The sequence below is a fragment of the Algoriphagus aquimarinus genome (genome assembly GCF_007997215.1).
GTDB classification, from domain to species: Bacteria; Bacteroidota; Bacteroidia; order Cytophagales; family Cyclobacteriaceae; genus Algoriphagus; species Algoriphagus aquimarinus_A.
Window position 1 is genome coordinate 18,790 of sequence record NZ_VORW01000006.1, and the last position, 20,746, is coordinate 39,535.

Annotated in this window: 20 protein-coding genes; 5 read left to right on the plus strand and 15 right to left on the minus strand. The window is 39.2% G+C overall.

Translation table 11 applies throughout. The features are described 5' to 3' along the window. Positions 1-137: 137 nt before the first annotated feature. The gene (locus tag ESV85_RS11415) at positions 138-1,289 is read right to left on the minus strand and encodes a hypothetical protein (RefSeq protein WP_146917695.1); all 1,152 of its coding nucleotides are present in this window, start codon (positions 1,287-1,289) and stop codon (positions 138-140) included. 183 nt (positions 1,290-1,472) lie between these two features. After that, positions 1,473-3,386: an ATP-binding protein gene (locus tag ESV85_RS11425; RefSeq protein WP_146917697.1), complete on the minus strand. Its 1,914-nt coding sequence runs from the start codon at positions 3,384-3,386 to the stop codon at positions 1,473-1,475. A 346-nt stretch (positions 3,387-3,732) separates the two neighbouring features. On the opposite strand from ESV85_RS11425, the gene ESV85_RS11430 reads away from it, so the two are divergent. After that, a complete protein-coding gene (locus ESV85_RS11430) occupies positions 3,733-5,136 on the plus strand; it encodes a sugar porter family MFS transporter (RefSeq protein ID WP_146917699.1) in 1,404 nt (467 codons plus the stop codon). A gap of 22 nt (positions 5,137-5,158) precedes the next feature. Here the strand turns inward: ESV85_RS11430 and ESV85_RS11435 are convergent, their stop codons facing one another. From ESV85_RS11435 to ESV85_RS11455, 5 genes are all read right to left on the minus strand, one after another. Then, complete coding sequence (locus ESV85_RS11435; protein WP_146917701.1) at positions 5,159-6,601, minus strand: PhoPQ-activated pathogenicity-related family protein; 1,443 nt, start codon at positions 6,599-6,601, stop codon at positions 5,159-5,161. Between the two features lie 81 nt (positions 6,602-6,682). Further along, on the minus strand, positions 6,683-7,135 hold the full coding sequence (locus ESV85_RS11440) for a hypothetical protein (RefSeq protein WP_191321989.1): 453 nt from the start codon (positions 7,133-7,135) through the stop codon (positions 6,683-6,685). 94 nt (positions 7,136-7,229) lie between these two features. Continuing rightward, positions 7,230-8,384 (minus strand): sialidase family protein, encoded by a 1,155-nt coding sequence (locus ESV85_RS11445; protein ID WP_146917703.1) that lies wholly within the window; start codon positions 8,382-8,384, stop codon positions 7,230-7,232. A gap of 113 nt (positions 8,385-8,497) precedes the next feature. Continuing rightward, entirely contained in the window at positions 8,498-9,559 is a 1,062-nt protein-coding gene (locus ESV85_RS11450) for a hypothetical protein (protein ID WP_146917705.1), read from the minus strand. After that, positions 9,552-10,283, minus strand: a complete 732-nt coding sequence (locus ESV85_RS11455) for an ABC transporter ATP-binding protein (RefSeq protein WP_146917706.1) — start codon at positions 10,281-10,283, stop codon at positions 9,552-9,554. Before ESV85_RS11455 ends, ESV85_RS11450 begins: the two co-directional genes overlap by 8 nt. 362 nt (positions 10,284-10,645) lie before the next feature. Here ESV85_RS11455 and ESV85_RS11460 point away from each other — a divergent pair, with 362 nt between their 5' ends. Together ESV85_RS11460 and ESV85_RS11465 are read left to right on the plus strand one after the other, a co-directional pair. After that, positions 10,646-11,440, plus strand: coding sequence for an alpha/beta fold hydrolase (locus ESV85_RS11460; RefSeq protein WP_146917708.1), 795 nt, complete (start codon positions 10,646-10,648; stop codon positions 11,438-11,440). Between the two features lie 63 nt (positions 11,441-11,503). Next, the gene (locus ESV85_RS11465; protein ID WP_146917710.1) at positions 11,504-11,812 is read left to right on the plus strand and encodes a hypothetical protein; all 309 of its coding nucleotides are present in this window, start codon (positions 11,504-11,506) and stop codon (positions 11,810-11,812) included. A gap of 209 nt (positions 11,813-12,021) precedes the next feature. Here ESV85_RS11465 and ESV85_RS11470 read toward each other — a convergent pair whose 3' ends face one another. Beyond that, positions 12,022-13,200: a cystathionine gamma-synthase gene (locus ESV85_RS11470; protein ID WP_262713338.1), complete on the minus strand. Its 1,179-nt coding sequence runs from the start codon at positions 13,198-13,200 to the stop codon at positions 12,022-12,024. A gap of 77 nt (positions 13,201-13,277) precedes the next feature. On the opposite strand from ESV85_RS11470, the gene ESV85_RS11475 reads away from it, so the two are divergent. Beyond that, the gene (locus tag ESV85_RS11475; protein ID WP_146917713.1) at positions 13,278-13,991 is read left to right on the plus strand and encodes a TVP38/TMEM64 family protein; all 714 of its coding nucleotides are present in this window, start codon (positions 13,278-13,280) and stop codon (positions 13,989-13,991) included. Positions 13,992-14,013: 22 nt separating this feature from the next. Here ESV85_RS11475 and ESV85_RS11480 read toward each other — a convergent pair whose 3' ends face one another. The 7 genes from ESV85_RS11480 to ESV85_RS11510 all read right to left on the minus strand — a co-directional run bounded on the left by ESV85_RS11480 (position 14,014) and on the right by ESV85_RS11510 (position 18,026). Then, positions 14,014-14,316, minus strand: a complete 303-nt coding sequence (locus ESV85_RS11480; RefSeq protein WP_146917715.1) for a type II toxin-antitoxin system RelE/ParE family toxin — start codon at positions 14,314-14,316, stop codon at positions 14,014-14,016. Beyond that, positions 14,300-14,533, minus strand: a complete 234-nt coding sequence (locus ESV85_RS11485) for a hypothetical protein (protein WP_146917717.1) — start codon at positions 14,531-14,533, stop codon at positions 14,300-14,302. The genes ESV85_RS11480 and ESV85_RS11485 overlap by 17 nt, the downstream gene beginning before the upstream one ends. 128 nt (positions 14,534-14,661) lie before the next feature. Continuing rightward, positions 14,662-14,802 (minus strand): DUF2256 domain-containing protein, encoded by a 141-nt coding sequence (locus tag ESV85_RS11490; protein WP_146917718.1) that lies wholly within the window; start codon positions 14,800-14,802, stop codon positions 14,662-14,664. Beyond that, a complete protein-coding gene (locus tag ESV85_RS11495; protein ID WP_146917720.1) occupies positions 14,799-15,428 on the minus strand; it encodes a flavin reductase family protein in 630 nt (209 codons plus the stop codon). Before ESV85_RS11495 ends, ESV85_RS11490 begins: the two co-directional genes overlap by 4 nt. 38 nt (positions 15,429-15,466) lie before the next feature. Beyond that, complete coding sequence (locus ESV85_RS11500) at positions 15,467-16,570, minus strand: FAD-binding domain-containing protein (protein WP_146917722.1); 1,104 nt, start codon at positions 16,568-16,570, stop codon at positions 15,467-15,469. Further along, positions 16,570-16,833 (minus strand): TIGR03643 family protein, encoded by a 264-nt coding sequence (locus ESV85_RS11505; protein WP_146917723.1) that lies wholly within the window; start codon positions 16,831-16,833, stop codon positions 16,570-16,572. Before ESV85_RS11505 ends, ESV85_RS11500 begins: the two co-directional genes overlap by 1 nt. A 536-nt stretch (positions 16,834-17,369) precedes the next feature. After that, positions 17,370-18,026: a YbjQ family protein gene (locus tag ESV85_RS11510; protein ID WP_146917724.1), complete on the minus strand. Its 657-nt coding sequence runs from the start codon at positions 18,024-18,026 to the stop codon at positions 17,370-17,372. 806 nt (positions 18,027-18,832) lie between these two features. On the opposite strand from ESV85_RS11510, the gene ESV85_RS11515 reads away from it, so the two are divergent. Further along, a complete protein-coding gene (locus ESV85_RS11515) occupies positions 18,833-20,200 on the plus strand; it encodes a hypothetical protein (RefSeq protein WP_223275981.1) in 1,368 nt (455 codons plus the stop codon). Positions 20,201-20,746 lie beyond the last annotated feature (546 nt).

The following is a 20,746-nucleotide window of genomic DNA, read 5'->3' on the forward strand; positions in this document are numbered from 1 at the left end:
AAGTATCTGAATCCTATTGCGATGATGCTATGCTTTACGAACCGCCGTATACGAGACCCGTACGTACGGTGGTGTGAGAGGCGCACCTCGCTAACTTAACGGTTGGCGAGGACGTTTACTCGATTACTACTCGTTTCTTATTTATCTTTCATGTAATATCGATAATCCATTTTGGCTTTTACTTTTCTTAATGGAAAGTCCTTATAAATTAATTTCTCATAGTCTTTGTCTTCTATCCATTTTTGATCTATATACATCCAGTAAATATCAAAGTACTTTTCGATCGGATTGAAGTAACTAATCATTCCTATTCCTTTATCTAACCGTTGATCATACATATGAATATTTGTGAAGTTTGTCAAGGCATTTTTCACGTTTTCCTTTCGCTCAAATTCAAGAGGGATGAATACAAATCCACAATTCGATTCCGAAGATGTCATCCTATATGGAATATCAAATTCTTGCTGTTTACTTTTATTAATAGCTAATGATAATCTTTCCTTAAAATGCTTTAAATCAGACCTATGTAGTTTTGCCAATTCTTTTATAATATAGTAGTAATCATTTTTTCCAGATGTCAATAGTATCTTCTTGTTGAAATCTTGAATTATTGATGATATGTCAAACTCATCAATATTAAAAATGATGTTTACCTCTTTTCGATTATAATCTAAATTGATATTAGTGTCGGTATGATCTATGAAATAGTGTTTAAGTATGTATTGCTCTTTTAATGAGTTTAAATTTTCACCATTTCTTCTTATTAATTGCTCTCTGAAATTCAGATATTCTTGAATTTCATATGGTGTAATTAAGGATTCGCAAATGAGATTATAGTCTTCAATGTGCAATAAATGAATATGGCCAATTTTCGAACTTAAATACGATTTTTGGTTTCTTAATTTATTGTCAAAGTTGTGTCCAGGATTATAGACAATTAATTTTAATGGATTTTGGCCTTTCGCTTTGGCAATATCATGTAATACACCTCGCTCATTTTCAATTAGAATTTCATCGAATTCATCTAAGTATGATATCGTCTTCTTAATTTGTTGAACAGCTTTTCTAAGAATTTTGCTTTTAAACCAATTCTCAAAATTACTTTCTTTTTCAATGTTTCTATCCTTGATTTGGAAAACGAGAAAAAATTGATCTATCCAAACTACATTATCTGCAAATTCAAGTTCTTGTCCTTTGGAATGTCCAATAAATTTGTTCTTTCCAAAGGTGAATTCCTTAAAGAAATGATTGCTGTGCAGCTTTACTATGTCTTTTTCGGTTCTTTCCATTTATAAAGAGGAGTAACGTTTTACAACTACAAGAAGTTGGCGATTTCGGAGACGAAAACTGTCTGCCACCACAAAACTTGATACGAAGCACAAAGCTTGATACGAAGCACAAAGCTTGATTTAACCACTGAACCGCCACTTTTGGATAGGTGCTGTTGGGCGTTCGTGTTTCTTTTCTCGGGGTCAAATCGCAAGTCTTTTTTGTTGGTGAAATAGGTCAATTCCCGCAATGTCTGAATATCTTTCATTTAGTCGCTCTCTAAGATTGAATAGTCTCTTTTCGGAGGAGTCAACAATTTGAGAAAATAAACAAATATGAACCTTCCCGATTTCAACTTTATGATCATTTTCAATAGTTTGAAATGGCTGAACCTTTTCGCTAAATGACTCACCAACAACAAAAGCATTGATATAAGGATTACCAATTATTGTCCCACAATTTGAAAAATCTTCAATGTAACCAACTGCTTGGTTTCTTTCATCTCGCCCGATTTTAAATCCCCCACGTTTTAATTCAATTATTAAAATTTTTCTTATCGAACTCAATCCGTTGTCATGGTCAAAATCCGTTGTCCCGGTAAATGAAAATGTAGAATTACCCATAACCACAATATCAGGTCGTTTTTTATTATTGTTGAAAATGTTCTTATCAATCTTTTTCCCGAAGACCTTTTCAACTGTTGTATGTAGTTGGCTGTTTGAAGAATATTCTGGTGAGTCATATTCAGGGCCAAAAATCCATCTAGCACTAGCAATTAGTGGGTGTAAAACATGTAATTCATCTACACTGGAATCAGAAGACAATTTTCTAATTGCTTCAATAACTGAAATTCTTTTATCAATTTCATCAAGGACTGTCAACGCATCTTTTATGCTCCAATTATCTAACAGTTTATTTAGGCCTTCAATGTCTTCGTGGGATAAATTTGAAAGTTTTTGAAGGAGTTCACTTCCACTTCTTGTTTTCTCTAGTTTTAAAACAGTTTCTAATGCTAATGAAATAGATTCATCTTTAGCGGTCGGGCTAGTAATTGAAATGTGTTGTATAGCTTCATTAAATTCATATTTACCTAGTGGGCTTAATTCATTGTATTGTTTTTTGTATTGGCTTTTAATCTGTTTTGTTGTTTCTTCAATGTTTTCATGGGCGATTTTAGAAAACATTTTTTGAACTTCTTCACTTATTGCTTCATAAACTTTTTCAAGCTTATCGTCCTTCTTGAACCCTGTCCAATCTTCCTTAATAAAGTCAGCTAAGTCAGTGGTCTCGACAACAACAGTATAACGTTTTGCTTCTTTTGACCTTCCATCTAAAACCATGATATTGCCAAGAATCCATGAGGGTTCACCTACAAGTCGTCCGCCTTGCCAAATCGCTATTCCTTGATAAAGTGTTGATTTTCTAGACTTTTTAGAATCAATTAAGTTTACTTGAAGTTTAATGTCGTCAACTTCAACTGGATTTGATTCAATTAATCCTTTGTGTTCTTCTAATTGAATTGTTTGTCTATTGATTGAAACAAAAAATTTAGGGTCGTGTAAAAATCTAGCTGATATTACTTCTAGTATAGTCAGTGTATTTGGGAGATTTTTGTCAACGATAACTTCTAGGCGAGTTCCAATTTCCTTAGATTTTTTGAATAATTCTTCTTTTATAATGAAAGGTTGTTTTTCGCTTTTTGTTGTTAGTGTGAAAGTGGACTCAATACCATTTTTATTAGTAATTACTTGATATTCGCTATTGAAACACAACATTCCATGTCGTCCAACTCCATTCCGTCCATATGCATATCTTTTTAAGTCTACTCCATTTGGGAACTCTACTAATTTTCCTTGGTGCTTAAGTCTATTATAACTCAGCTTCATCCATCTATTATAGAATTCATCTTTAGTCAAACCTGTCCCGTTGTCTTGAATTGTAAGTTTTTGACCTTTCTCTTCAGGTATAAAAATGTCAACTTGAGTTGCTCCCGCATCCCATGCGTTTGCAACTAATTCAGTTAAGGCAATTTCAGGTTGTGTCCCCAAACTACCAAGTGTTCTCACTAAATAGTCGTCTTCAAATAATGTCCCTTGTATAAATTCTTTTTCTTTCATGGTGTGGTCTTTAACATGAAACCTGACATCTGTGCAAACACAAATAGTTGTGAATATTTTCTATATATCTTTTATTTTATTCTCCCCAAAATCTCAACTTTCATAGCTTGAAGATTCCGTCCTCTAAGAAAGGAAGTTTTGACTTTAAATTCATACCCTACACAGGGTATTTTATGCTTTTTTATAGCGTAGATCAACTAGTTTAGTACCTTTTTCTATGATTCTCACTTACAGCTATACTTCTTTGACGGTTTCTTCCAGAGGAAGTACAGGATTGCTGAAATCATAAAAAGCCCTATTTTATCGCTTCGATTTTATGCTTTTTCCCAAACCCTAACCTGATCCCATGAAGACTACCTATACTTACAACCAAACTTACCTTTGGCTGATTAGCCTCACTGCAGCATTGGGAGGGTTTTTATTTGGGTACGATTGGGTGGTGATAGGAGGGGCAAAGCCATTTTACGAACCTTTTTTTAATATTACTTCGGTGGGCGATCAGGGTTGGGGAACAAGCTCAGCGTTGATAGGGTGCATGATCGGAGCGGGGATTTGCATCTTGATTTCGGATAAGTTAGGAAGGAAAAGATTACTGATTGCCTCTGGTTTATTGTTTTCCATATCGGCTATAGGAACTGCTTTGGCTGGGACTTTCTGGGAATTCAATTTCTACAGAATCATTGGTGGCGTGGCGATGGGAGTAGCGCTAAACCTCTCACCGCTCTACATCGCAGAACTTTCGCCTCCAGAGAAACGCGGAAAAATGGTGACGATCAATCAGCTGCTAATCATGATCGGAGTTTTGCTGGCTCAGTTGGTCAATTGGCAAATATCGCTTGCGGATACCCAATTGGCTGATGATGCAACGTTCGAGATGATCGCGGCGAGTTGGTCTGGGCAAAATGGCTGGAGATGGATGTTTGCCGCTGAGGCTATTCCAGCGCTCTTGTTTTTTGTGTTGATGTTTTTTGTACCTGAGTCCGTGCCTTGGTTGATCAAGAATAAGGAAGAAAGTCGAGCGCGTATCATTCTCCAAAGAATCGGAGGGAATGCCTATGCCGAAGACTCTATCGCCGAGGTGAAAACTACCTTGAAGGAAGGTGATTTTGGGCATGTGAATCTGAAGGAATTGTTCCAGAAGCGAATTATGAAGCTTTTGGGAATCGGTATTTTCCTGGCTTTTCTCCAGCAGTGGAGCGGGATCAATGTTGTGATCTATTACGCTGCGGATATCTTCCAGGCGGCAGGTTATAATCTCAAGCAGATGATGCTGAATATAGTGGTGATTGGGGGAGTGATGGTGCTATCGGTGTTCATCACCATTTTCACAGTGGATAGATTTGGCAGGAAGAAACTCCTGCTGATCGGTACTTCTGCGATGGCGATTTTGTATGGTCTGATTGGCTACTTTTTCTACATCGATCTTGGCGGAAATGCAGTAGTATTTGCAGTATTGACCAATGTGATGTTTTATTCCTTCACCTTGGCACCCTTGCTTTGGGTAGTGCTTTCAGAGATTTTCCCGACAAGAATCCGTGGCGCTGCGATTTCCATAGGAGCGCTTGCGCACTGGATTGGGAACTTCACCTTGACTTATTTCTTTCCAGCGATCCGTGAGAATCTAGGTTGGGCAAATAACTTCTGGCTCTATGGTGCAATCTGTGCGGTTGGGTTCCTGGTGATTTACTATGTGTTGCCTGAGACGAAAGGCAAGTCCTTGGAAGAGATAGAAAAGGAGTTGGTGGGGTGAAATTAAATCTCACCCCTTTGATTCAATTCCCTACGGCCTCCAAGATCTCTTTTGGTTCGTATTCAGGGAAAGGATAAGTTCTTGGCATTACTTCTACGCCACTAGTGATTTTCAGTGGAGTTTTTCCTGCAAAAGTCACTTCGATGAAATATCCTTTAAAACCCGATTCGGGAGTTTCGAGAGCCAATTCATAGGTGCCGGATTCGTTGATCTGCATTTCTTCAGCTTTCCAATTTGGCCCAAACTCATCCACTCGGAAGTCACGGGCTTCTGGATTATAGGCGGTCCAAGCCTTGACGGAGATAGGCTTATCTGCTGGATCGAGTGTTAATTGGATTTTATCATCGGAAACTTTCCAGTCGTATTTTGGTCTTGCAGTTTTATTCAAAACCGAAGCATAAAAGGCGATCATATTTGGCAGCGCATCAGATTCGGATACATCATGCCCAGAATTCGGTACGTATTGCATGTGCTTTTCGCCGACTAGTTCATTCCAATAAAACTCCCAGCTGTCTGGCTGGAAAAACTGATCTCCGGCTGCATTGATTAGAAGCTTGGGCATATCTAAATCAGCCTTAAAGGTATAGGGGTCGGTAATCTCCAGCAGTCGGTCAAACTCCGGAGTCCCCATCCAATCCATCACACCTTCTTCCACATATTCGCTGACAGCAGGAGCCCAGAAGCCGTAGTTTTTCCAATGATGCGCAAAGGATTCATCGAGATTGAGCATGTCGATCACTACTGGGATAATTGCAACCACTCGGTCATCTGTGGCCGCTGTAGTCCAGGTAGTCCAGCCTCTTTTGGAAGCTCCACCGACTACAAAGGAATCAAGCTTCTTTTGGTAATTCTTCTCTACCGCGTCCGTCACCGCATCCATTCCTAGTTTCACAGCTTTGGTCATCGGGAATCTTGCCAGCCAGATTGCATCTTCATCTTTGGCTCCGCCTTCGAGAAATTTGCGCCAGCCGTACGCGATAATTGCATCTTCCGTTCGCTTTCCCAAGGGATCATTTACAAAAGTTAAAGGCTGAAAAGGGATATTATGAATTTGCGCCACGATAGAATTGGTCTGCATCGCAGCCGCTAAAATCAAGGCATCTGGTTTCTCAGGCATCTTAGTATTTGTACTTCCTCCACCGATCCACATGAGGCTCGTGGTGAATGTCGTATTCTTTGGCACCACCACTGAGATCCAATGCCACCACTCGGTTTGATCGACTTCAGCAGTGGTTAGCCAGTTTTGTGAAACCATCCGCAGCACATGAAAGTCATATTCCTCGCCAGGCACCGAGTGGACGATTTCGTAAGAAAAATCCGGGCTAGGACCATTGACATAATCCTTCAATAAGGTGTCAGATCTAGTCTGTGTGTCTTCCGTGGTCTTTTCCTCAGGAGCAGAACATGCCACAAAAAGTAAAATTCCATAACAGACAATAAGGAGTTTGAGGGAAGTTGATTTCATGGTTTACTTGGGTTTCTTTCCAAAAGATATAGAATAACCCTAACTCCATTGATAGATGTATGAAGTAATTAACCTTTGGAATTATTTGACAAGGATCTTATCAAAACTATCTTCCAATTTTACCTCGCTTGTTAGAGTACTTAGTCTAGGGTAGGTTTTTAGAATAAACCAAGCCAAAGAAATAAGAGCGAAGTTCTTGATGATATACTGCCCGACTAAAGTAGGAGTGAACCAAGCTTGCCAAATCGCCTCCGGCAAAATCAACACGGGTAAAAATGTGCTAATCATGTGAGCAATCAATAGATAGAAAGCCAGTTTGGTCATTTTTGGGAAAAGCCAAAGTATGCCTATGAAGCATTCGAAGGCCCCAAATCCAAGGCAGAAAATCTTGAAGTCTATAAAGGAGCCAAAGGTTTCTACGAATAGATTTTCCACCAATCCTTCAGCAGGTGATATCCCGATGACTTTGAGGATTCCAAACCAGAAATAGATGATGAAAAGGGAAATACGGCCGAAGTTAGTAGGGGTTATCATATTGGGTGTTTTTTAGAATGGAAACTTATTTCAATTCTATTTAGCAACCCATGACAAAAGTCATCCTTTGCTTCTAAAAGCATTTTTTCTGCTTCTATTTCAGGATTTTCTTGAAAACAATCTGCATGTAATCGTTCCGCTCGTAGAGAATTCCTAACTCTTTTCCCCCAAGCCAAACCAAGTCGCTGTAAGCTGTCCAAGAAGTATTGCCTGAAATATCCTTGCGGTCGATCAAAACAGGTTCTATCCAAGTCTTACCGAGATCCGAGCTGAATTTGACAGTGAGGTCATTTCGTTGACTAGTATTTGCATTATTCGCATGTGCCAAAATGGTGCTGCCATCTGAATCTTCGAATGAAAGTATGGAAGCTTGACATACTGGATCGGGTAGGTTTTCCTCAAAATATTGCTCCGACCAAGTAGCACCTCCATCTTCAGAATAGGCAAGAATTCTTTGACGGATATCTCCACGTTGATTTCGAGTGCTCATGATCATTTTGCCATCGGGAAGTTCGGCGGCTATAGATTCATTTGATCCAGGGATTTCAATTGATTCGGAGATTTTGAAGGTCTTGCCATGGTCGTCTGTATAGAAACCGTGCGCTTTATAATCCGACCAATCGGATTTGGCATCTCCGGATGAGTGGTTAGCTGCGACATATATTCTGCCTTGATATTCTCCGTTTTGAAATTGGAAGGCATGCCCAGGCGTATTGGCATAGTGTCTCCAGTCGGCGGAGTTTGTATAGGCAGGATTGAAATCAGGGTTGTTTGGCTTGTGTACTTGGCTGGTGATATTGATAGGCTCATCCCAAGTTGAGCCTAGGTCAAAAGATTTGATCATCCAGACTTCCCGTACGCCTTTGTTCATCCGAACTTCATATTCATGATTATTTCCGGTGTTGTAAAATAGAAAAACGACCCCATTCGGATAAGCTGGATCAAACAGATCGAGCACTGGTGCGGGGTTGCCTGCTTGGATGCTATCGAAATCGACAATGGTTTGGAGAGGAGACCATTTTTCACCTTGATCCTTACTTCTTTTCAGCACAAGATTAATATCTCCGTAATCACTGGATCCTTTAACTCTGCCTTCCGCAAAAGCCAAAAGTTCGCCGTTTGGCAGGCTAATAATGGCTGGGATTCTGTATCTCGCATGCCCTTCTTTTCCGCCTTCAAAAACAAGAGATTCCTGAGCAAAAAGAAAGGACATACTAAAAAGAAAAAATAGGGTTAAGTACAATCGCATATGTAAGAAGTTTTATTCTCACCAAAAATGGGGAATTCAAGATGGTGAAGCAAAGTTTGTTTATGATGATCTACGCAATACTAAGATCCGGTTCTGACTTTAAAGCATGAGTCTCAGACTGAATACCCTGATCGTATGGAGATCAAAAATGGAAGTACGCAAATAACTGAAAGGATAGCTGGATGAACTCCGAAAATCACGAGGAGAAATAGAAAGAAAAAAGCCAAATAGGATGATTTTAGAGCTCTTTCTTGATTATCTCTTAACTTGATGAGTCCATACAATCCCATGTTTATCGAGATCAAAAGAATGAGTAAAAAGAATGATTCAGATAGGTTTTCAATAGCCCCATATTTATAGACTACCAAGGCTATTTCAGGAAAAAGAATAAGGACTATTGATAGGGTATGTTGCCACAACTTTTTTGGGTAGCTGATCGGCATGTTGCGGAAATAGCTCAGTTGTTCTGATTCAAACCCATCTTTCTCCAGCCAAAGTGGGAAATGAACATAGGCAGCGCATAGTAAGCCGAACTCCAGCCATCGCAGATCAAATTCTCCAGAGTGAAAAATGTAGAAGAACCCATTCAGCAAAAGGATGCTGATGACTTTCACTCCCAGAATTAGCAGCGTTCTGTTTTCTCTCAAATGCATCAAAAACCAAAATTCAAACTTCAGCTTCTTGAAAATGGCAGATCTAACTCGTGTGCTTTCTGGGAAAGGTTTCTTGAGTTTGAAATAAAGGAGAGTGATATCAGCCAAGAAAATACCAATGAGAAATAGCCAAAGTATCCCAAGCTTTCCTCCTGTGCGAATACCGATTCCTACATAAGTGAGCAAAACCGAATAGGCTAAAATCAGGGCATGATTTGCTAGCCAAAAGGGCAGGAAGTTTCGGCCAAGTTGGGGCCAAGTGAAAAAGCCTAGCTGATGAAAGATTCTATAATGCTTGTCATTGAGGAGTCTAATCTGAAATCGTTTTTGGGCGAGAGCATAGCCCAGGAAAATTAACAGGATAGCATAAAAACCTGTAGAATTCTGGAGGATTCGTTCGGCTATCATGAGGTGTTGCTTCATTTCCATAAAGACACCAAAAACCAGGATGACCAATATGAAAAAGCCCAGAAAAGCCCGGTAGAAAGTGATTACAAAAGTCTTGAAAAATAGCTCATTCATGACTTTGGATCAGGTTGCCATCAGCGATAGTGAGTACAGAATCATAAGCAAAAAACTCTTCGAAATCAGCGATATGCGAAGTGAGCAGAAAGCTTACTCCCCGTTCCATTTCACGTTTTACCAGTTCGGTAAGTCGCTTCTGCGAACCCACATCGATAGTAGTGTAGGGTTCGTCTAGAATGATCAAGCTGGGTTTGCCCAGAAAAGCTAAAATCAATCCTGCTTTTTTCAGCATTCCAGAGGAATAGGTAGAAATAGTGTTTTTGGAATAGTCACCGATCCCCAGGATCTCTTTCATAGAGTCAATCTGCAAATCGTCAGCTCCTTTGGTTTTGGAGACAAAAGCTATCAACTCATCCAAACTTAGGAAATCCGGAAATAGGGGTTCTGCTTCTGAGTAATTGACAAGCTTGCGAAAGGGGATTGGGTCCTTTTTAAGTGAAACGCCATCCAACATAATCTCGCCTTCAAAGTCATGAATTCCGGCAATGGCCTTTAGCAAAGTAGACTTTCCTGAGCCATTTTCGCCTTTGATCAGATGTATGCCTTTGCTCAAATGGAGTGAGTCAATCTCCATTTGAAAGCCCGTTGGGTATGTTTTTTTGAAGTGCTGGATTTCTAGCATATGATGGATACAGTTGTCTTGCTTCTCCAGAAGCTGGACATGATTTTCGCGGTTGTCCTGCTTCTCCAGAAGCTGGACATTTTTAGTTTTTACTCTCAAATACTAATGCTTTCAATTTCCGGATTTCTTGGTAAATGTAGTTGGGGTTTAGGAATTTTAACCATTTCGGATCTGGGTTTTCTTCTTATTGAAAGTAAGTAAATAAGATTTTCAACTACCCAATGAAATGTCTCTATGCAAACTAAAAGGTAATTTATCAGATAGAAAGCTGCTATCATAATCTCCTTAAAGCTACGTCTAGAGGAGATCTGCCCTGAATAGAAACCTGGGAGTACTGTTTACGCCAGTGTTAACCAAAACCTTTATTGAGATCTATAGTTAGGCTAGGGGAAGCTAGGATCTTTAAAGGAATGGTTATTGTATTTTTAGTAAGTATTAAAAAGATAAACCTTTAAGAATGTATGACAAGTGTCTTGAAAAGAAACAATGTAAATGTTTTAGGCGAGGGAAGTAAAGTGCTATTGTTTGCCCATGGTTTCGGATGTGATCAAAATGCCTGGAATCACATTCAGAATTTTTTCACCAAAGATTACAAGCTTGTTTTTATTGATTTTGTCGGAGCGGGGAAATCTGATTTGGCATCCTACGATCCCCAAAAATATGCCTCATTAGATGGCTACGTAAATGATATTATAGAAGTATGCGATGCATTGGAGTTAAGAAATGCAATATTTATTGGGCACTCGGTAAGCTGTATGATAGGGGCTTTGGCTTCCATAAAGAGATCGGATATTTTTGAAAAACTTGTCTTCATATCCCCATCTCCATGCTATATAAGTTCAGGAGATTACACAGGAGGATTTGATCAGGAAACGATAGACTCATTGCTGGAGGTGATGGAAGAAGATTATATCAGCTGGGCCAGATCGCTCGCTCCAGATCTAATGGATGCTCAAAATGGGGAAGAACTTACCAGTGAATTATCAACTAGCTTTTGTGTAATTGATCCGCTCATAGCTAAGCAATTCGCTAGAGTGACTTTTTTGTCAGATAATAGAAAAGACCTTCCTTTAATTTCTGTTGAAAGCTTAACGATTCAATGTTCTGATGACATGATAGCACCAATGTCTGTGGGTCAATACATAAATGCAAATACCAGAAACAATACATTAACAGTGTTAGAAGCGCATGGCCATTGTCCACATATGAGCCATCCTGCTGAAACCGTCCATGCTATTCATGCTTTTTTGCAGTAAGTCTATGTGTAGCTAAAAACAGGATATTTCATACCTTAATAAAAAGACCAAAATTGAACTAGTATGCAGCCGGATAAAAATCAAGAGAATAAGCAACCTAATCGCAAACTCACCCCAGAGCTGTATGATAAGTTTGCACCACCAGTTTATGGAAAAATCTTAAGCATCGTTCATAAAGGCCCAATAGCTGGAAAGGTACTAGAGAAGGTCTTTGTCTCAGCATATACAAAGGATGAAACTTTCCCATTACGTAGTCCATTAATGTCTTTGATTGATCTAGCTCATGAAAGAAGCAACAAAACAATCAAAGCACTTACCATATTTCGGGAGTGTTGTTCAGGCGCTAGCATTAGTATTACTGATAAAAAATAACACACTATATTTTTTGACCTAGCTGCCATCTGGTTGTGTGCAAAGTGGGCGTGACCTCCTTCGATGAAAGTAGCTTACTTCATCTGGGCTTGAAATAATACTATTCTCCTTTTCACAAAGCCCAGTTCCATATCATTCATCACTATTTGTTATAAAAAAATAGCCGCTCTTGTCTCCAAAAGCGGCTATTGATTTATAGTAATTAGTTCTTAAATCTTCGAAAGGGCATTTGCCAGATCGTTCTTCAAATCTTCAGCATCTTCTACACCTACGCTTAATCTGATCAAAGAATCCACCAAGCCTACTTTCTCACGTTCTTCTTTTGGGATACTCGCGTGGGTCATGGATGCTGGGTGTCCACACAGGGATTCTACACCTCCAAGGGATTCGGCCAGCGCAAAAATTTGAAAGCTTTCCATTAACTTTCTCGCAGCAGATTCTTTATTACCCACTAGAGTAAAGGATATCATTCCTCCGTAATCACGCATCTGCTTTTTGGCAATTTCATGATTTGGATGACTCTCAAAGCCCGGCCAATAGATCTTATCTACTTTTGGGTGATTTTTCAGGTAAGCCGCTATTGTTTTACCATTTTGAGAATGGCGCTCCATTCTTAAGTGAAGGGTTTTAATTCCTCTTATAACTAAGAAACAATCCTGAGGGCCTGGAGTAGCTCCAGTTGCATTTTGGATGAACACCAGCTTTTTCGCTAGCTCATCGTCATTCACCACCAAAGCTCCCATCACCACGTCGGAGTGCCCACCGAGGTATTTGGTCACCGAGTGCATCACGATATCAGCACCTAGATCCAGTGGGTTTTGCAGGTAAGGAGAGGCAAATGTATTATCCACCGCAAGAATGATTTTGTTGCCAGTGCTTAGCTTTGCCACAGCAGCAATATCGATGATATTCATCATCGGATTGGTAGGCGTCTCCACCCAGATCATCTTCGTGTTTTCTGTGATATGATCCGCGATGCTTGCTGCATCTGACATAGGTACAAACTTGAATATGATGCCGTATCGCTCATATACCTTGGTAAATAGACGGTAAGACCCGCCATACAGATCATTGGTACTGATGATCTCATCGCCTGGGTTGAAAAGCTTGATCACCGCATCTATTGCTCCAAGACCTGAAGAAAAGCATATGCCATGCTTGCCATTTTCCAGTGCTGCCAGGTTATTTTGCAAGGCAGTACGGGTAGGATTGTGCGTACGGGAGTACTCATATCCTTTATGATCACCGGGCGACTGTTGCACATAAGTAGACGTCTGGTAGATCGGAGTCATGATCGCGCCGGTGGCGGGATCCGGCTCTATTCCGGCGTGTATGGCTTTTGTTCCGAATTTCATTCGTAATTGGTTTAGACTGTTTTGGCTTCTCAGAAATAGAAAACCTTTTATGATTTTCGGGGTGATTTTAGCCTTTGCTTGTTAAACTTGCAGACAATCCCAGTAAATCAATGATTGATAACTCAAATATTACAAAAAAGGGCAGGATATTCAAAACTATCCGCGCGTACTTTGGCAAGCACCCCTCAGGCATATTTGCATGGCTTTGGGTGACGCTGATGCCTTTTGTTGGAAGTGTGTTTTTTGCTGCGAATTATGATTTTCTGGAAGTTCACCGGCTTCACACCGCCTTAGATTACTTCATTTACACGGTGATTGGAGCCCTATTGATGGGCTTGGCGCTTCTTCCCACTACGCTGATTGCCTTAGCTTCTGGTTTCTATTTCGGTTGGGTATCCTTACCATTTTTGATTTTGGGTTATTCACTGGCCTCCATACTTGGATATGTGCTGGGCAAACTGACCAATATGGGCCTGACGGAAAAGTTGTTCAAGAAAAACCCGAAGTTTCATGCTGCACTGGAGTCGCGCAAAGGAAAGGAAGGCTCCTTGGTGTTCTTTGTCAGAATCTCTCCTGTGGTCCCTTTCGCCGTTTCCAACTTCCTCTTTGCCAATATGAATATCAAGCTGTGGAAAGTGTTGGTCTACGGAATTCCCGGGATGCTTACCCGCACCGTGATTGCCTTCGCGGCTGGAGTATTGGCTAGTTCCTATTTAGCTGCCAAAGAATCCATGAATAGCCCCTTGCAATGGGGAATTGGTATTGCATTGTTGATTGTAGGTGTGGCAGGGATTTATGGCTATGTGAAGAAATCTAGGAAATGAAAAAATTCGCTAGCAAAAAGGCCTAAAATCTTCTTTTACCTTCGCTCTGCCTATTCGAAAAGAAAGATAAGACTTCAATAGTCTCTCCTATAACTCGATAATACATCGTATTATGTTTCATCACTACAGCTTGCCGAATCCCATTTTCCACTAATGACAATTGGAACATATCTGGATTTTTTGAAATCAATTCAACAGTGTGCTCTATTTTCAATACGAGCTTTATTATTTCTTTTTCAGTCCAATTATCCTCCAAATATTCAAAGGTAGCTTGCAGTTCATTTAAGGCGTGATCAGTCCATAAAACCTTAAAGCCATTTTCCATATATCTTTCGAGCTTCAGAATGTGGCTTTAGTTTAGCATTATCTGCATCTTCGATTCCTCTATGAATTGAAGATCTCTCAGCTTCAGAAATTGAATTCCACCAATCAGATTTCTCTTCCTCTCTAAACTTCATAAGCTTATCAATCAGAGAATTATCTTCTAAAGTGGACAACCATTGAATCAATTCGATCTTTTTGTTTTGAAGTTCTAAGTCCATAAATCAAATATACCAAGAAATTTGAATGAGTACCAGCAATAGGAATAAGTCCTAGTTCAGAATTGCAATCTCTTTTGTAAGAATTGCTGAAGGAATTTATTTACAATTACCTGAGAAAAAAACGCTGATCAATCGATACCTGGTTTATTTCTTCTACATCTTTCGCTGCAATACTTAACCTCTTCCCAGTTCTTTTCCCACTTTTTGCGCCAAGCAAAAGGTCTTTTGCACACTAGGCAAATCTTGGTTGGTAAGTCAGATTTCTTCATTTGAAATCCGGGATTTCATCTTCTCTCACGTATGGAAAGGAATCCAATTTATTTAATCCATAGTAGGTGTTCAATCCAGAAATTCCTACACCGGAATATCCTTGTAAATTCACTTGCCCCATGTCATTAATCGAATGATCTGGCAGGACAAGCATCTCCACAGAGCCGATCACAAATATGCATCCGTTGGGCAAGGGAATACTTTCCATATGTTTCATCCCAATTTTTACTGGGCTGTCTTTTACAAAAGGTGCATGGAATCCACCGATAAACTCCTTTTCCAATTTCATCCTATCAAATTCAGATTCTCCTCTTTCCAATTTGGCGGAAGTGTAATGTGCTTTTTCAATAAATGATTCAGAGACATGATTAATCGTGTAAAACCCAGTTTCCAAAATATTGGGATATGTATCTCTAGGGATTTCAGATTGCGGGCGCATGATAAATGCCAGCTGCGCAGGGCTTGATCCCAGATGCACCACAGATGAAAAAATCGCAACGTTGTCCATTTTACTGGAAGACCTGGTACCTATAAGATTTGCTGGTTTAATCCCGGAAATCGAATTGATTAAATTCAATTTATAGGTTCGCTCCAGTCTTTCTATTTCTTCTTTGTGTAAGTGCATGTAGATGGTAATTGCTGTATTTCGTTTTGAAATATTCCTTATTCAGACTTGAAGTCTATTTCCTTTTTACACTTTCTCCAGAAAGCAAAAAATGAAGGGTAGTAACCTTTCACACTGCTCAACCATTCTCGAGGCTCTTCTTTGCCTTTATAATGAGTATTCGTTGGATGCTCTTTGTATATAAAATGTTCAGAATTGATATGCTCTGCCAAATCAGAAAACTTACCCACGAAAATCTGTAGACCCTCAATGTTTTTTGCCAAATCCAGCACAAAGTCAAGACATTTTTTACTGACTGGATTCTCTTTGAAAAAGGAAGGTTCTAACAAGAAAATCCGCTGAACATCTTGACCTTGATACCAGTAGGGATCGAGGTTGTAATAATTGTAAATGAGGGTTGGTTTATTCTTTTGGAGTTTGAGGTTTGGAGTAGTTGGAAGTACCGTCTCCAACTTGAATGAAACTGTATCAAGTAATACACTAGGTATCTCCAATTGCTCAAACTCCTCGTACTCCACATCGAGAAAGGAGTTTTGCTGATTTCCCCCAAAATACCTGTTAATGTTCCATTGATTGGCGTAGTATTTTTTACTGGAAAAAGCCCCGGCTACCCACTGCCAACTGAGATGATTACTAGCTAAGTCTCCATCCAACAAATGTCCATAAAGCCACTTGGCGGGCTGAAGCCAATGGCAATTGGCAATATTACAGCAGATCGAAGCGACGTACATTCGCATGTGATTATGCATGTAGCCTGTCTCATAGAGTTGTTTGATTGCATTATCCACTTCCTGAATTCCTGTCTCTGCATGTACTATTACATTGGGAATTTGATGATTTGAAATAGGTGATTGCTCCTGCTTTAAATCCTGTTTGATTCCATCACCTTTTGCAATCCATACTTGCTGCCAGTAATCCCTCCACGCAAGTTCCTGTATCAGTTTCTCGCAGGTATACCAAGGAAGATCTAAGCTCTTTATATGTTCAAAAACCTGTTTGGTGGAAATCACACCGCGTGAAATATAAGGACTCAAGCGTGTCACCGCGCCATCTTTGTAATTTCTGCTCGAAGCATATTTCACAGGATCAATGGCTTGAATCTGCTTTTCAATCGAAGGTAAATCCGTTGGGAAAATGTACACTAGGTGATTTTATTAAGAGAAATACTTCTTTGTCTGGAGCATTTGAATCGCTCGATGTCAGAACTCCTTTTTTTAAGATGTTTTTGACTTACCCCGCTATTCACGCGCTTTCGCCACATTTTGAAGCTACTTTCCTTCAGCTCCCTTCGCATTAGTTTGATCACTTCTGCTTCAGTCACTCCAAACTGTGTTTCTATAGCTTCGAAAGGAGTTCTATCTTCCCAAGCCATTTCTATAATTCTATCTATTTCTCGCTCTGTCATTAGTATAATCCTGTTGTTACAAACCATTTCCCTAAGAAATGGTCTATCAATCTATACTACTTATAAAGCTGTTCGGAGGTGGAATTGTTTTGACTAACCTAGATTTCCCCTAGAGCCAAATTCTTTTTTAGAAGTAGGGTTAAAAGAAACTTCCAATTGTAAAAAATGTGCATACCGATAAAGCCAAAAGGCTAATAATTGTCAGAACGCGTTTTTCATTTTGGATAACAAATTTTATCCCAAGGAATAAAAAAACAAGTTGGGCAAGTAAAAATGGAATGGTCAGTAACTCAGCAAAAATTCCAATTAACACAAAGTCCAACTTATAGTAATTGACCAACCAAATCAGGATGAAATAGGCCACAATTATAAAATTTATAATTGTCAAACTTCTATCGTTTATTCCCTTGATTGGTTTGTTTTACTTTTTGTAGCAATTCCTCGTCTGCTAATTCTGATAAGTTATTTTGGCTCATCTGATTTATAGACTAAAATCAAATTACAAATTCTGATTGATAGAAAGGTAGGATCGAGCGTTAGTCAAACAAGAATAAAGTCTCCTTGCCGAGATCTTTACTCATCATATACTCCAATCGCATTTTGCATTTTTGGAGTTTTTCTAGGGCTTCAATATCCATCCCGGGGTGGCTTGAATTGGTAAACCGAATAGCGGTTCCTGCCATACAAACCATTAGCATGCCTTTTGAACCCCCTACTTCGGAGTAATCGATATCGGTACCTAATATTGCATGCGCCCCCATCAGTAAAGCCTTAGTTCGAAGAATGATCATGCAGTTGTCTTCGCCCTTTTTGATTTTGGAATTGAAAATATTCGATTCCTTTCCCAAAAAGTCAGTCCAGGATGAGGCAATTTCAGAAATCAAACCGGTGCCAATTACGGATTGGGCTGTCACTATCCCAAGGGTGTTGTATTCCCAATTTGTAGGGGAATGTATAGTGACAATGGGAATATGCTGAAGCTCAGTTTCTAATCGGATTTTCAGCTGCGCCAATTCTTCCTGAAAATTATCCTTGGCTTCTTTGAGCATGTCGTTGATGCAATGCCCGCAATAGGATTCCGAAGTATTTTCGGTAAAGTCATGGATAAAAGCCACCTGCTTTTCGTTTACAAGGTGGTTATCTTTTAAAAAGCCGGATTTGATTTCATCCTTACAATTTGGGCATTGGGTCATATTTTTAATTTAAGTGTTGGAAGTTGTCTTTAGATGTAGAATAGGAAAGTTAAAAAATTCAATGCTGATTTAATAGTGTCCTGATATTAATCATTTTTCCAATTTAGGTGACGAATCCTAGCCTTAAACTAGCATAAACAACGTTTTATTTTGGGATTTCAAATCCTTAAACCAGCTTAGAGGTAGTACTTTCTTAAATGGCATTTAGGATGAGTTATCAGCAGTATTAAAAAAGTTAAATTAAGGTTTTAGCACTTGGTAAAAAAGTGGGGTTTCAAGCAAAAGACCCAGTAGGAAAATAGGATAGACTAATGTTGAATTGCTAATTATTATTGATATGAAGGAAGGGTCGAGCGTTTAAAACAGCTTTAGAAAAGCCTTTTAGTGAGAGGCCAGAATGCAGGGCTGGCGATCTAAACCTAGCGGCCTCAACGCATAGACTACGCTCAGTTGGAGTTGAATAGAGACACTACCGCTCGAATACCCACAGATACCGCTGATGCCTATATTCATTGTTAGCAAAGCAATTTGTTTATACATTCATATAATTCCAAGTACATACTTGTACCCAAAGTTTGTATGTGCTTCAAATCCTTTCATTAATTTGTTTCATAAAAGGGGAAGGCCACATGCCTGATTCAAGTAATTGGGTAGCTAAGGATCGGCTATTATTTTCTTTGCTTTTTCTTGTAAAATGTAGATTCATTTTCAAAAAAATGTAGGGAAAATACCGTGTCAAGGTTTGATAACTGGCACTCAACTTCGATTGAAATGAAACGATCAAAGTGAATCACCACAAAAAAAAAATGAGAAAAATACCACTTTTATTGATTCTGACTTTCTTTTCCTTAAATCCTACTGCAATTAGTCAAACATTAATTGATAATTACAGCCTTCCCAATAAACTCAGGGTGTTTATCGATGGTTGTGAACGGAGGGATGGAGGCTGTGATATGGATTTTATACGAACGGAAATTACAGCAGTTGACTTCTACAGGGATAATCAAATAGCTGATGTCTTTCTGCTCATTAACAATAACAGATCTGGTGGCGGTGGAAGACAATATCAACTGATGTTTATAGGTCAACAAAACATTCATGCGGGAAGAAAAGATACCCTCTATGTAAATACCAAACAGACGGATACCGACTTTGAAGTGCGGGAAAAACTTACCCGGTTTATCAAATTAGGTTTAGCACCGTATGTTGCGAAGACCATAGCAGGAGAGCAGATCGAAATCAACATGAAGACTGACCCTGGCGTTTTGGAAGATACAAGGCAGGAAAGCGTTGATCCCTGGAATTATTGGGTTTTTAATATTGGTGTTGATGCGAACATTGAATTAGAGGAATTGAGCAAGCAAATTAATCTTGGTGGAAACTTCAATGTTAACCGTATCACGGATGAATTGAAAATTTCCATATCCGGGAGCTTAGATGAAAGGATGAGAACAACGATTCAAAGGGAACCAAGAGTTGATGGCAATGGCAATCAGGTTCTTGATGCTGATGGCAAGCAGATCATCGATGAAGTTGAGAACAATTTTGATGTATCAGAATTTGGATTTGGTCACCAGCTGGTAAAGTCCATTTCACCCCACTGGTCTTATGGATATGATGTTGGAGGTCTTCAGAACACTCGCTTTAATTATAAGTTTCAGACCAGCTTTAGGCCAGCTTTAGAGTACAATTTTTTTCCGGAATCAGAGCAGAATTCCAGGTTTCTGAGAGTGAACTATGGGATTGAAGTCAGGAATAATAGATATGTCGAAGAGACGATTTACGGTACTGTTAAAGAAACCAGGGTCCTCCATAGTCTGAGAGCCAGTCTGGGACTAAGTCAACGATGGGGTAACCTGGAAGTTGGATATCGTCTGAGAAATTATCTAGGTGATTTTAACTTTTGGACCACAGGTTTGAATATTAGTGCAGAAGTTCGTGTAACTGGGAGATTTTCTTTTTTTGCAAGGTTAGAAGGTAACTACGTAAAGGACCAGATTTACCTGGCATCAGGAGATTTCACCGAACAGGATATTTTAAGCGGGAGAGTAACCCTACCCTCAGCATATACCATCGATTCCAGATTTGGGTTTAATTACCGGTTTGGTTCCAATCTCAATAACTTTGTGAATCGAAGATTTTTTGGAAGGGCAAATTTTATTGGGAATGATTAATGTATCATTCTAGGGATTATTGGATTAAACAAATTGTAATGTTATACAAATTATGATTGGAAAATATTCGTTTCGAATTCGGGATAGGTTTGCAAAGCAGTGCTTTTACCAACTCAATGTTTTTATTATAGAAAAGGACTAAAGAGTCACCATTACTTCTGTCTGGGATTGACTTTTATCTTCATTTATTTCGAATTGTTGCTAACGGTTAAATAAAATTTCGAGCGGGGTATCAGGAATATTGAAAAAGTTAAATTAATGTTTTAGTGGGTGGCAAAAAAGCGGAGTTTTAAGCAAATGATCTAGTAGAAAAATAGGATAGACTAAGATTAAATTGCGAGTTATTATTAATAGAAAGGTAGGATCGAGCGTTTAAAATAGGTTTAGAAAAGCTGTTTAGCGAGAGGACAGGATGCAGGGTTGGTAAACTACACCTAGCGGACTCAACGCATCGACTAAGCTCAGTGGGGTTATTGCATAGTACATTTAGAGAAAAGACTAGACTACGTTCAGCGGGGTTTGTATATTCTAAAATAGAATTACAAA

What these genes read in the sequence shown, in the direction of transcription:
- ESV85_RS11490 (WP_146917718.1), bottom strand. Translation starts at nt 14,802, where the DNA reads ATGAAGAAATCTGACTTACCAACCAAGATTTGCCTAGTGTGCAAAAGA.
- ESV85_RS11450 (WP_146917705.1), bottom strand. Translation starts at nt 9,559, where the DNA reads ATGAATGAGCTATTTTTCAAGACTTTTGTAATCACTTTCTACCGGGCT.
- ESV85_RS11435 (WP_146917701.1), bottom strand. Translation starts at nt 6,601, where the DNA reads ATGAAATCAACTTCCCTCAAACTCCTTATTGTCTGTTATGGAATTTTA.
- ESV85_RS11465 (WP_146917710.1), top strand. Translation starts at nt 11,504, where the DNA reads ATGCAGCCGGATAAAAATCAAGAGAATAAGCAACCTAATCGCAAACTC.
- ESV85_RS11515 (WP_223275981.1), top strand. Translation starts at nt 18,833, where the DNA reads ATGAGAAAAATACCACTTTTATTGATTCTGACTTTCTTTTCCTTAAAT.
- ESV85_RS11460 (WP_146917708.1), top strand. Translation starts at nt 10,646, where the DNA reads ATGACAAGTGTCTTGAAAAGAAACAATGTAAATGTTTTAGGCGAGGGA.
- ESV85_RS11445 (WP_146917703.1), bottom strand. Translation starts at nt 8,384, where the DNA reads ATGCGATTGTACTTAACCCTATTTTTTCTTTTTAGTATGTCCTTTCTT.
- ESV85_RS11505 (WP_146917723.1), bottom strand. Translation starts at nt 16,833, where the DNA reads ATGACAGAGCGAGAAATAGATAGAATTATAGAAATGGCTTGGGAAGAT.
- ESV85_RS11510 (WP_146917724.1), bottom strand. Translation starts at nt 18,026, where the DNA reads ATGACCCAATGCCCAAATTGTAAGGATGAAATCAAATCCGGCTTTTTA.
- ESV85_RS11425 (WP_146917697.1), bottom strand. Translation starts at nt 3,386, where the DNA reads ATGAAAGAAAAAGAATTTATACAAGGGACATTATTTGAAGACGACTAT.
- ESV85_RS11415 (WP_146917695.1), bottom strand. Translation starts at nt 1,289, where the DNA reads ATGGAAAGAACCGAAAAAGACATAGTAAAGCTGCACAGCAATCATTTC.
- ESV85_RS11485 (WP_146917717.1), bottom strand. Translation starts at nt 14,533, where the DNA reads ATGGACTTAGAACTTCAAAACAAAAAGATCGAATTGATTCAATGGTTG.
- ESV85_RS11475 (WP_146917713.1), top strand. Translation starts at nt 13,278, where the DNA reads ATGATTGATAACTCAAATATTACAAAAAAGGGCAGGATATTCAAAACT.
- ESV85_RS11440 (WP_191321989.1), bottom strand. Translation starts at nt 7,135, where the DNA reads ATGATAACCCCTACTAACTTCGGCCGTATTTCCCTTTTCATCATCTAT.
- ESV85_RS11495 (WP_146917720.1), bottom strand. Translation starts at nt 15,428, where the DNA reads ATGCACTTACACAAAGAAGAAATAGAAAGACTGGAGCGAACCTATAAA.
- ESV85_RS11480 (WP_146917715.1), bottom strand. Translation starts at nt 14,316, where the DNA reads ATGGAAAATGGCTTTAAGGTTTTATGGACTGATCACGCCTTAAATGAA.
- ESV85_RS11430 (WP_146917699.1), top strand. Translation starts at nt 3,733, where the DNA reads ATGAAGACTACCTATACTTACAACCAAACTTACCTTTGGCTGATTAGC.